11 protein-coding genes are annotated in these 11,212 nt (G+C 66.7%); 7 read left to right on the forward strand and 4 right to left on the reverse strand.

Annotated features, from left to right (window positions below; translation table 11 throughout):
• Nucleotides 1-52 precede the first annotated feature (52 nt).
• The 6 genes from ELY13_RS07310 (at nt 53) to ELY13_RS07335 (ending at nt 5,847) form a co-directional block, all read left to right on the forward strand.
• Nucleotides 53-1,408: a M48 family metalloprotease gene (locus ELY13_RS07310; RefSeq protein WP_126173248.1), complete on the forward strand. Its 1,356-nt coding sequence runs from the start codon at nt 53-55 to the stop codon at nt 1,406-1,408.
• A 9-nt stretch (nt 1,409-1,417) separates the two neighbouring features.
• Nucleotides 1,418-2,113 carry a DsbA family protein gene (locus tag ELY13_RS07315; RefSeq protein ID WP_241233589.1) on the forward strand — a complete coding sequence of 232 codons (696 nt, stop codon included), beginning with the start codon at nt 1,418-1,420 and terminating at the stop codon, nt 2,111-2,113.
• An 80-nt stretch (nt 2,114-2,193) separates the two neighbouring features.
• Nucleotides 2,194-3,375, forward strand: a complete 1,182-nt coding sequence (locus tag ELY13_RS07320; RefSeq protein WP_126173249.1) for a sensor histidine kinase — start codon at nt 2,194-2,196, stop codon at nt 3,373-3,375.
• Entirely contained in the window at nt 3,372-4,166 is a 795-nt protein-coding gene (locus tag ELY13_RS07325) for a LytR/AlgR family response regulator transcription factor (RefSeq protein ID WP_126173250.1), read from the forward strand. Before ELY13_RS07320 ends, ELY13_RS07325 begins: the two co-directional genes overlap by 4 nt.
• Before the next feature lie 327 nt (nt 4,167-4,493).
• The gene (nadC, locus tag ELY13_RS07330; RefSeq protein ID WP_126173251.1) at nt 4,494-5,348 is read left to right on the forward strand and encodes a carboxylating nicotinate-nucleotide diphosphorylase; all 855 of its coding nucleotides are present in this window, start codon (nt 4,494-4,496) and stop codon (nt 5,346-5,348) included.
• Nucleotides 5,349-5,418: 70 nt separating this feature from the next.
• Complete coding sequence (locus tag ELY13_RS07335) at nt 5,419-5,847, forward strand: hypothetical protein (RefSeq protein WP_126173252.1); 429 nt, start codon at nt 5,419-5,421, stop codon at nt 5,845-5,847.
• A gap of 12 nt (nt 5,848-5,859) precedes the next feature.
• Here ELY13_RS07335 and ELY13_RS07340 read toward each other — a convergent pair whose 3' ends face one another.
• Nucleotides 5,860-6,282 (reverse strand): nucleoside deaminase, encoded by a 423-nt coding sequence (locus ELY13_RS07340; RefSeq protein ID WP_126173253.1) that lies wholly within the window; start codon nt 6,280-6,282, stop codon nt 5,860-5,862.
• A 145-nt stretch (nt 6,283-6,427) separates the two neighbouring features.
• Between ELY13_RS07340 and rpmB the strand changes: the two genes are divergently transcribed.
• Entirely contained in the window at nt 6,428-6,715 is a 288-nt protein-coding gene (gene rpmB, locus ELY13_RS07345) for a 50S ribosomal protein L28 (RefSeq protein WP_126173254.1), read from the forward strand.
• A gap of 70 nt (nt 6,716-6,785) precedes the next feature.
• Here rpmB and ELY13_RS07350 read toward each other — a convergent pair whose 3' ends face one another.
• From ELY13_RS07350 to ELY13_RS07360, 3 genes are read right to left on the reverse strand one after another with little or no spacing between them, the layout of a single operon-like run.
• Nucleotides 6,786-7,760 carry an esterase-like activity of phytase family protein gene (locus tag ELY13_RS07350; RefSeq protein WP_126173255.1) on the reverse strand — a complete coding sequence of 325 codons (975 nt, stop codon included), beginning with the start codon at nt 7,758-7,760 and terminating at the stop codon, nt 6,786-6,788.
• 21 nt (nt 7,761-7,781) lie between these two features.
• The gene (locus ELY13_RS07355; protein WP_126173256.1) at nt 7,782-9,641 is read right to left on the reverse strand and encodes a tetratricopeptide repeat-containing sulfotransferase family protein; all 1,860 of its coding nucleotides are present in this window, start codon (nt 9,639-9,641) and stop codon (nt 7,782-7,784) included.
• On the reverse strand, nt 9,638-11,164 hold the full coding sequence (locus ELY13_RS07360) for a putative 2OG-Fe(II) oxygenase (RefSeq protein WP_126173257.1): 1,527 nt from the start codon (nt 11,162-11,164) through the stop codon (nt 9,638-9,640). The genes ELY13_RS07355 and ELY13_RS07360 overlap by 4 nt, the downstream gene beginning before the upstream one ends.
• Nucleotides 11,165-11,212 lie beyond the last annotated feature (48 nt).

Consider the following 11,212-nt stretch of genomic DNA (forward strand, 5'->3'; position numbering starts at 1 on the left):
CGGGACGTGCTTCAGCCGCGGTTCAGCCGCACAAGGGCCATCAACGGCGGTGATGCGCCTGCTTGCCCGGATTCTCGCCGCGATCGCGGCGCTCTCGCTCGCCGCCCAGCCGGCCCTTGCCCAAAGCATCCTGCGCGATGCGGAAACCGAACAGCTGCTGCAGGACATGGTCGATCCGCTGGTCGAAGCCGCGGGCCTGCAAAGGGGCGCGGTCGACGTCGTGCTGATCAACGATCCCCAGATCAATGCCTTCGTCGCCGGCGGGCAGCGGATCTACATCCACAGCGGCCTGATCAACGCAGCCGATAGCGCCAACGAGGTACAGGGCGTGCTGGCGCACGAACTCGGGCACATCATCGGCGGGCACATCATCACCGGCAGCCAGGGCGCCAGCAAGGCGACCCGGATCTCCGTCGTCTCGATGCTGCTCGGCCTCGCAGCGGCCCTTGCCGGGGCGGGGAACGCCGCGATGGGCGCGATGGCGCTGGGCCAGCAGGCGGCGCTCGGTTCCTATCTTGCGTTCAGCCGGGTCCAGGAAGCGAGCGCGGACGCCGCCAGCGCGCAGTATCTTTCCACCGCCGGGATCACCGGAAAGGGATCGCTCAGCTTCTTCCGCAAGCTGCAGAACCTGGAATTCCGCTATGGCTACAGCCAGAGCGAGGACGCCGCCTTCGCCAGGACCCACCCGCTTTCCAGTGAGCGTATCCAGCGGCTGGAGGGGGACTTCAAGGTCGATCCCGCATGGGACAAGCAGCCCGATCCGGAACTGCAGCAGCGGTTCGAACGCGCCCGGGCCAAGCTCTACGGCTATCTGGCCGAGCCAGCCGACACCCTCAATTCCTATCCCACCCGGCTGACGGGAATCCCGGCGCGCTATGCCCGGGCCTATGCCTATCACAAGCAGGCGAAGATGGACGATGCGCTTCGGGAAGCCGATGCGCTGATCGCCGCCGATCCCGACGATCCCTATTTCCTTGAGCTGAAAGGCCAGGTGCTGCTCGAATCCGGCCGCCCGGCCGACGCGGTCGAGCCTCTGCGCCGCGCGACGCAGATGACCGGGAACGAGCCCCTGATCGCCGCCACCTTCGGCCATGCCCTGATCGCGACCGAGGACAAGAGCCATTTCGAGGAGGCCGAGCAAGTGCTGCGGACCGCAGTCGGCCGCGACCGGGAAAATCCCTTTGCCTGGTACCAGCTCGGGGTAGTCTATGCCGCCCGCGGCGACATGCCCCGCGCCCGGCTCGCTTCCGCCGAACAGCAGATCATGAGCGGCCAGCCGCGCGAGGCGCTGCGCAGCGCCCAGGCCGCCGAAAGCGCCCTGCCGAAGGGCTCGCCCGACTGGATCCGCGCGCAGGACATTGCGCTTCAGGCCCGGGCAGAGCTTGAACGCGAAGACAAGCGCCGATAGGCCAGAGCCATGATGCGCTGGATTCTCACGATCGTTCTTGCCCTTGTCGGGGGATTTGCCGGTGCCGCACTGTGGGACCAGACCCCCTGGGCGGGCAACTCCACCCGCGCGTACCTGCTGGCTAACCCCGAAGTCCTGCCTGAAGCGATCGCGCTGCTCCAGCAGCGGCAGCAATCCTCGCAGATTGCGCCGGTCCGGGCGGAACTGCAACGGCCCTTCCCCGGCGCGGTGCTCGGCAACCCGAACGGCGACGTCACCCTGGTCGAATTCACCGACTACGCCTGCGGGTACTGCCGGCAAAGCGTGGAAGACGTAAAGGCGCTGATCGCGGCCAATCCCGATCTCAAGGTCGTTGTGCGGGAATACCCGATCCTTGCGCCGGAAAGCGCGGACGCGGCGCGCATGGCGCTCGCCGCCGCGCAGCAGGGCCGCTACGCCGCATTCCACGATGCGATGTTCCGGCTCGGTCCGCCGTCGGCCGAAACCATTGCGCAGGCCGCGCGGGAGGCCGGAGTCGACGTGCCCCGAGCGCAGGAGGCAATCGCTTCAGGCGTGTTCGACCGGCAGCTGCAGGAAAACGTGCAGCTCGCCACCCGGCTCGGGTTCCAGGGAACGCCGACCTGGGTCATCGGAGACCGGGCGATTGCCGGCGCGGTGGGCCAGGCGACGCTTGCCGAGGCTATCGAGCAGGAGCGCAGCTCCTGAAGCGGCTCGCTCTTTCCGCCTCCGGCCGGTCGCGGAACCCTGCGCCGGATCGGTTTTCTTCGGCCACCCGCAGACCGGGCATGCTGCCCTTCCGCCCGATCCCGTTTTTCGCGGACAAGAACCGCGCTTTCTGGCGCCTGCAGTTCATCGGCTGGGGCGGAGCGTTCCTGCTGCGGGCGATCACCAGCATCGCCAACGGAAAGCCGCTGTCCTTCCTGGTGCTGGTGCTGATTGCGTCGATCGCCGGTTTTTCGGTCACGCTGGTGCTGTCGGTGATCTACGGCAAGCTGATCCGCCGCCGGCCGCTGGTCACCTGGGGCGTCACCGCGCTGGCGCTGGCCGCCGCCGTCGGGATTTCCGCCTTCATCAACGGCTGGACGCTCAGCCTCTATCAGGCCGATAGCCAGTCCAGCTTCGCCCAGCTGGTGATCGGGGTGTTCTATATCGACCTGACGCTGCTCGGCGCGTGGTCGGCGCTTTACTACGCGATCAACTACTACCTGCAGGTCGAAGAACAGGCGGACCGGCTGGAACGGCTGGAAGCACAGGCCACCAGCGCGCAGCTGGCGATGCTGCGTTACCAGCTCAACCCGCATTTCCTGTTCAACACGCTGAACTCGATTTCCACCTTGGTGCTGCTCAAGCAGACAGAGCCCGCGAACGCCATGCTCACCCGCTTGTCCAGCTTCCTGCGCCACACGCTGGTCAGCCAGCCGGGCGGCAAGGTGTCGGTCGCGCAGGAAATAGAGACGCTCAAGCTCTATCTCGACATTGAGCGGATGCGGTTCGAGGAACGGCTGCGAACCCATTTCCGCATCGATCCGGCCGCCGCCGGCGCGCAGATCCCGTCGCTGCTGCTGCAGCCTCTGGTAGAAAACGCGATCAAGTACGCGGTCTCCCCGCAGGAGGAAGGCGCGCGGATCAGCATTCTTGCCCAGGCGATCGGGCCGCATCTACGCGTGACGGTTTCCGACACCGGCCCCGGCGCGCAAGCCGGCCGCCCCGGGGAAGGCGCGCAAAGCTATCTCGGGACGCAGGCGGTCTCCACCGGGGTCGGCCTCGCCAACATCCGCAACCGGCTGCAGCAGGCTTACGGAGAGGATCACCGGTTCGAAATCCGCACGCCGCCAGAGGGCGGATTCACCGTGATCGTCGAGATTCCGCTTGAGGAAGCCGAGAAGGACGAACCGTTTTCGAAACCGACTGGGCAGACGTCCGTTACCGCAATGCCCCGTTCGCGGGCACTGGGATTTGATGCATGACCATTCGAACACTTATCGTAGATGACGAAAAGCTCGCCATCCAAGGACTCCAGCTCAGGCTGGAGAAGTTTCCCGATGTCGAAGTGATCGGCACTTGCGCCAACGGCCGCGAGGCGATCCGCACGATCAAGACGGAAAAGCCCGATCTTGTTTTCCTCGACATCCAGATGCCGGGGTTTGACGGCTTCTCGGTCGTCAAGGGCGTGATGGAGATCGATCCGCCGCTGTTCGTCTTCGTCACCGCGTATCAGGAACACGCGATCCGCGCGTTCGAGGCGAACGCCGTCAACTACCTGATGAAGCCGGTGGACGAGGACAAGCTGGCCGACACGCTTGAGCGGGTCCGCACGCGCCTTGCCGAAAAGCGTTCGGCGGAAGAAGCGGAAAAGCTGAAGGACGTACTCGCCGAAGTTGCGCCCGACGCGATCGAGAACCTCTCGGCCGAAGACGAAAGCGCCAGCCGGTACGAAAAGCTGATCAACGTGAAGGACCGGGGCCAAATCTTCCGGGTCGATGTCGACACGATCGAGCACATCGAGGCCGCTGGCGACTACATGTGCATCTACACTGGCGATAATTCGCTGATCCTGCGCGAGACGATGAAGGACCTCGAACGGCGGCTCGATCCGCGGGTGTTCCAGCGCGTCCACCGCTCGACCATCGTCAATCTCGACCAGGTTCGCCAGGTAAAGCCGCACACCAACGGCGAGTGCTTCCTGGTGCTCGATTCGGGTGCCGAGGTGAAAGTCAGCCGCTCCTACCGCGACGTGGTGGCCCGCTTCGTACACTGATTTGGTTGGCCTCAAGCGCCGGCGCGGGCATCCGCCCGCTTGGCTTTCCCCGCGCCTGCGGCGCTGCGGGCGGCCGTTCGGCCTTGCGGGCCGCTGGTCGCGAGGTTTGTATTTGCCTCAAGCGCCGGCGCGGGCATCCGCCCGCTTGGCTTTCCTCGCGCCTGCGGCGCTGCGGACCGCCGTTCGGCCTTGCGGGCCGCTGGTCGCGGCCCGGGTTCTGCTGTTCGGAGGTTTTAGCCGCTTGATCGGCTGCCTTGAGCTTGTGGAAGGGCCGTCTTTCCGCCACCGGACGACGCAGAAGTCCTACTACCTGCGAGGGGCCACGTGATGTTTCAGCTCGAACACTTCGACCTTTCCCGCTTCGTCCGCGAAACGCTGGCGGAAGACTTGGGTGAGGGCATTTCGGGCGGCGGCCGGGACGTTACCGCGGAAAGCGTCATTCCGGCCGATGCTCGCTTTTCCGGAGTGATGGACAGCCGCGATCCGATCACCGTTGCGGGGCTGCCGATCGCCGCCGCGTTTTTCCGCACGCTCGATCCCGCCATGGAGATCGAGCTTCTGGCCGACGAAGGCCAGAGCGTCCCGGCTGGAACCAAGCTGATGCGCCTTTCCGGAAACGCCCGGGCCATGCTGACGGCGGAGCGCAGCGCGCTCAACAGCGTGCAGCACCTTTCCGGCATCGCCACCCTTACGCGCCGCTATGTCGATGCGATGGAGGGCAGCGCGGTCCTGCTCGACACCCGCAAGACGATCCCCGGCCTGCGCGTGCTGGAAAAGTATGCCACCCGAATGGGCGGTGCGCAAAACCATCGCATGGGCCTCTGGGACGCAGCGATGATCAAGGACAACCACATCCTCGTCGCCGGCAGCGTGGGCGAAGCCGTCGGCCGCGCGCGTAATGCCGGGGTGGCGCGGATCATCTGCGAGGTCGACCGGATCGACCAGATCGAGCCCGCGCTGGTTGCCGGAGCCACGCACATCCTGCTCGACAACATGGACCCGGCGAGCTTGCGCGAATCGGTTTCCCTGATCGCCGGACGGGCTCAGACCGAAGCGTCTGGCGGCGTAACGCTGGACACGATCGGCGCGATTGCCGCCAGCGGGGTCGATTTCGTCTCGGTCGGCCGCCTGACGCAAAGCGCCCCTGCGGCCGACATCGGGCTCGACTTCACACCGCTGTGATCTCCCTGATCTTGTGCGCAAGGCGCAGGCGCGGGATAAGCTGAAGAAAACCACCGGGAGGGAAATGCCGATGCGGCCTCATTCCATCGTTATGTTCGAACGCCTGTTCCTCGCCGCCATGGCGCTCAACGTCTTGGGGTTCGTCTTCAGCTATCAGGCTGTGGCCGACGAGCTGGCCCGCCAGCCCGGCTTGTCGGAACTCGGCCTTACCGGCGGATTCGCGATTGGCGTGTTCTCCCTCAGCCTGGCGGTTTACCTGCTGCTGTGGTTCCTGATCGCGCGCAAGGGATCGGCAATCGCCAAGTGGATCCTGATCGCACTCGTCGCGATCGGACTGACAACGCTCCCCTCTGCCCTCTCCGCGCCCTTCACCTGGGGCACCGTCTTCGGCCTGCTGGTCACCGCACTGGAAGTGGCCGCGCTCGTTTTCCTGTTCCGCGAGGACGCGAAGGCCTGGCTGCGGCGAGAGGACCCGGCCGACCCTCCCGGGCTGGACTAACGCCGGATCCTATCAGCGCCGTTCCGCGAAGAAAGCCCGCAGCAGGCGGGCTGCTTCCTCTTCCCCGATGCCGGAGTAGACGTCCGGTCGGTGGGACAGGAAATCGTACAAGTGCGGCCCATGGTGGACCGCACCGCCCTTGGGATCGGGAGCCGCGAAGTACAGCCGCCGGATGCGGGCGTGGGAAATCGCGCCCGCGCACATCGCGCACGGTTCCAGCGTGACCCACAAGTCGCACCCGTCGAGCCGTTCGTTGCTCAGCTTCTCGCCGGCCCGCCGCAGCGCGAGGATTTCGGCATGGGCCGTCGGATCGGCCAGCGCGCGAGGGAGGTTGTGCCCTTCGGCAATCACCGTGGTGCCGCGCGTGACCACCGCGCCTACCGGCACTTCACCGGCCAGGGCGGCTTGCCGCGCCAGTTCGATCGCGCGGCGCATCGGAGGAGGGAGCGGCCATCGGCTCACAAAGGGCGAGCTAGCGATTCAACGCGGCTTGCGCAACCGGCGCAAAACTTGACGCCGCGCCCTGCGGGAGCTAAGGGCCCCGCTTTCCATCACGCTTTTGCATTCGAGAGAAAACCAAATGTCGCGCATCTGCGAACTGACCGGCAAGGGCCGCCAAGTCGGCCACAATGTGAGCCACGCCAACAACAAGACCAAGCGGGTCTTCCTGCCGAACCTGCAGAACGTGACCCTGCTGTCCGAAAAGCTGGACCGCAGCTTCAAGTTCCGCGTCTCGACGCAAGGGCTTCGCTCCGTCGAACACAACGGCGGACTGGACAACTGGCTGCTCAAGACGGCGGAAGCCAAGCTTTCCCCGCGCGCCCGCAAGGTGAAGCGCGAGCTGGCCAAGGTCAACCAGGCAGCCTGATTCCGGCCGCATTGCGGCGGAAGTGGGAGTATTGCAGGCGCGCGGGGGCACCCTCGCGCGCTTTTGCGCGTCAGCGCGGCGGAACCTGCCAGCGCAGCTTGACCAGCAGCGTACGCTGGAACACCGACTGGTTGTCGTCCGACATCAGCCAGACCACCACCGATCCATCCGCTTCCGGCGTCACCGCAAGCGCTTCGTAGTTGTCGCGCGGCAGCGGATGGTCGATTCGGCCCACCGGATTCCATGGCCACAGCTGGCCAGCACGGATATCGGCCGGGTCGGCCAGCACCAGTTGTGAGCGAAAGCCCGGTGGCAGGGACAGCTCAAGCTTGCGCAACAGGATCAGCACGCGCCCATCAGGCAGCGTCGCCGCATCCACGGGCCGGAAACCATCCGGCGGTGCAAAGCGGAAGCCGATCGGCCGAACCTTTTTCAGGGGATCGTCCGGGAACAGCAATCCCGGGGTTTCCCATGCATCAGAACCGCTCCGGGTCTCCGACAGCACAAGAAAGCGCCCGTCCCGCAACCGGGTGAGCGCCTCAGGCCCCTCGTTGTTGGGCCAGCCCCGCATGGCCCTCGGCCGGACCGTGCTCCAATCCGTCAGCGAATCGTTTGTCCGGGAGATGGAGTTGGACCGCTCCAGCGCGATCCAGATCTGCCCGGTGTCCGGATTGCGGGTGGCGGCTTCGATGTCCCGGTTGGCCTTTGCCTCCCCGCTCAGCTGCCCCACCTTTCCGATGAAGGTGGGCGATATCGAGGCATGGGGATCGCCGAAGCGCACGACGTAGCCCGCATCGCTGAACGCCATAAGCTGCCCCGGCGGCCGCCACAGGAGCGCCGAGAAACCGTAGAAGAACGAATTCCGGCTGCCCATCTGCCACACCCCGAGCAGACGCATGCCGGGCAGGCGCACGGCATCCGCATCTATCGGCAGCAGCGTGGCGGTTATCCGCTCATCGGTTGCGACGGCTTGCGGCGGATCGCGCAGCCACAATCCAGGCGCAAGCGCGGCGCAGAGCAGGAGGGTTGGGATTATCCGGCGCACAGTCGATCTGCCCTGCGGCGGCTAGCTTTCGTAGCCGAGGCGGCGGATCCACGGCTCCAGGACAGGGCGAATCGGGGCAAGCTCCTCCTCGTACCGCTTCCAGCGGCCGACTGCCCGGCGATAGATCGGCTGGCCGATCTGAGCGTAGCTCGCGGTGCGGACAGGACCGCGCCGGGCCGCGCTCGCCCGGTGGTCGAGCACGCTGTCCCTCCATACCAGGCCAAGGAAGTCCGCCAGCGTGCGGACGGTCGGCTCAAGATCCTCGATCATCTGCTCGTAGCGGACGGCCTTCACCGTCAGCGGCAGCAGGGCGCACGCCCGCGTCCAGCAGGACAGGACCGCGTCATAGGTCCGGGCCGCTTCCTCAAGATCGGTGAAGCTGCGCATCGCGAAGTTCGGAGTGAAGTTCGCCATGAAGCAGCTGAGCACCACGTCGCAGGGGTGCCGCTCTATCATCACGATTGGCGCCCTGGGAAACAGGCGCTGGATCAGCGGCATCTGCGCCATGTGCAGCGGGTGCTTGTCGACCAGCCAGCGACCTTCAAGTGGGGGGCCGTGCCGCTCCGCCCGCATGAAATAGTCCGTCCGCGCCGCAGCGATCAAGGCCGGATCGGCGGACCGGGAAAGCCCGGGAAAAGCCGCGGCGGTTTCGGACAGCATCGGCTTTTCCTCGAACACGCGCAGTTCGGGAAAGCCGGACAGCAGCGTGTCGAGCAAGGTCGTGCCGGATCGCGGGAACCCAACGACGAACACCGGATCGCGCCAGTCATCGTCGGGCAATTCGACAGGCGGCGGCGCGACCATCTCCGCCGTGACCTGCTCAATCGTCTGGCGATAGTTCGGTCCGTCCGGCGCCGGGCGGCTGGCAACGACCTCCCGATTCATCCGGCGATAGTGATCGAACGCTTCTCCCGTCTTGCCGAGGCGGTCGGCAATCTCAGCCGAGAGCTGGGCGCGGCGCAAGACGCTGATCGTCTCGGGCACCCGGGCAGCAAATACTTCGGCTTCGGCAAAACGTTCTTCCCGCCGCAGCAGCCAGGCCCGCAGGAAGTCCAGTTCCGGAGCTTCCAGCCCGCGCCGTTCCGCACTCTCGATCAACGCCCGCAGATCGTCCAGCCGGTTGAGGTTTTCATAAAGCAAGCCAAGCTCGACGTGCGCCTCTCCCAACTCGTCCTCGGTATCGGCGAGCGGCCGCAGCAAATCGACCGCGCCTTCCGGCGAATCCGCTGCAGCCAGGGCCAGACCATATTCCAGCGCGATCCCCCGATGGCCGGGAAACCGGCGCCGTGCCGCTTCCATCACCTGCAGGCGGCGGTGACGGCTGTCCTGCCGGGTGAGCAATTCGGAGAGGTTCAGGAAAACCTCCGGTGCGGCTCCGGCGTGGACGGCCCGCTGGAAAGCCTGGATCGCACCCGCTGTGTCCCCGGTTGCGCGTAGCGCATTGCCCAGGTTGTTCCATAACTCGAAATCGCCCGGCGCTTCGGCGGTCAGCTGGCGGTAGAGCGGCACAGCCTCGGCTTCGCGGCCGTTTTCCTGCAGGAGATAAGCCAGCAGGCGCCGCGCTTTCGGGCTGCCCGCACTGCCGTCCGCATGCGCTTCCAGCACCCCGAGCGCTTCCTCCAGCCGCCCCTGCCGGGTCAGCAGCATGGCCAGATTGGTCCGCGGCGCCGGATCGGTTGGAGCGACGGCGATTTGCCGCCCAAGCAAGTCCTCGGCTCGCGCATCATCTCCCTGTTGCAAGGCACACAGCCCGCCAAGCGCCAGCAGCGCGCCTTCAGCGGGAGCATGCGCCAGTCCCTGCTCCGCCTCAGCCAGCGCAGCGGCAAAATCGCCGCGTTGCAGCGCGGACGCGGCTCGCGCCCGGTGGTGCTCGGCCGTCATTCCCGCGCGCCTGCAGGCAAGGCAATGTCGAAGGCGACGGTCATCCGTTCCCCTTGGGCAAAAGCACGCGTCCCGTGCCAGGTGATCGACGGGAACAGCGCCAGCGTTCCAGCCCTGGGCTCGATCAGGCGAAAGGCGGGCAAATCGGGCGCGAGATCGCGGTTTTCCCCGAAAGCGAGCCATCCCGCCTGCGGCGTATCCCGATCCTTGTCTGGCTCCGGCAGGGCAACATAGAATGCCGAACTGAGCCAGCCATGCGAATGGACATGGTCGACGTGCAGTCCGGCGTCGGTCAGCCGAACCGACCACGATCCGGCGATCCGCAGCGGCCCGCGGTCAGCTATCAGGGTCGGGTGCCCGTCCACTGGCGGAGGCAGCTGTGCAACGTACTCGCCAACCGCGTGCAGCAAAGCCGTACGCAAGCGGCGGAGCGGCGGTTCGGCGCGGACCAGCAGGTTGCCGTCCGTCTGCGAGCCACCGCGCACCGACTGATCGAGCTGCTGCCCCGCGTTGCAGTGAAGCGCGCGCAGGCAGTCAGCCAGTTCCTCCGGATCGCCGAGTTCACCGGCAATGTCGTATGTGCGGATCAGCCGTTCGTCGCCTTCAAGCCAATGCCACCGAGGATCGGCGGTCAGGCGCCAGACCAGCGCACGGTAAGGCCACAAGGCCCGATCTCCGTCCGGCCAGCGTCGCTCCAGCAGCGCGGCAGCTTCGTCGGGACGGGCCACCCGCAGCAGGGTGCGCACCCGCCAGATGACATCTCCGGCGGACTGCACGGGGACGGTGCCGAACACGCGCAGCGCTTCCGCTGCGGAGCCGGTTTCGGCGAGGCAAGCTGCTTCGCGCGCGGCCAGGGCGGCGTCCGGGCCGAACCGTTCGCGCGCCCGCGCAATGCGCATCAGTGCACCCGTGTAGTCTTCGGCCCGCATGGCGAGCGCGATGGCATCGTCGATCAGGCTGCGGTCTGCCGGAAACCGGGCAACGGCAGCATCAATCGTCGCAAGCGGATCTTCGCCCGGTGCAATCATCGCGGTGAGGTTGGCATAAGCCGCGTGCCCAGCCAGCCAACCTGGCGTTTGCAGCAGCAGGGCCGCCAGATCGGCCCGCGCGTTCTCCCCCGCTCCGGAAGCCAGCTGCGCCGCCGCACGGCCAAGCCGCACCGATGCGTCTGCCGGGGCGCGAGCGATCGCCACATCGAACAAGGCCACGGCCTCATCCCCGGCTTCCAGCGTGGTGCGGGCAAGGCTGTGGGTTAGCAGCGGATCGCCGGGATTGAGGTCGGCGGCGCGGCGGAACGCCTGTGCCGCCTCGGCGCTTTCGCCGAGCCCGCGCAGCGCCAGGGCATAAAGCTGCCACAGGCCCGCGTCTCCGCGGTGCACAGCAGACAGCAGCGGGCGGAGCCGGTCGCGCACGGCCTCATAGGCGCCGTGAACCACCGCTTCCTTAGCCGCCGCGTGGAGCGCGGCGCAATCGTCAGACCGGGCGTCGGCCAGACGGGCGGATATCAGGGGAAGGCCTGCCATTCGCCTCTCGGAATAAGGCCCGCACCGGGGTTTGTCGATCAGGCCCAA

The organism is Altericroceibacterium xinjiangense, from assembly GCF_003958635.1.
GTDB classification, from domain to species: Bacteria; Pseudomonadota; Alphaproteobacteria; order Sphingomonadales; family Sphingomonadaceae; genus Altericroceibacterium_A; species Altericroceibacterium_A xinjiangense.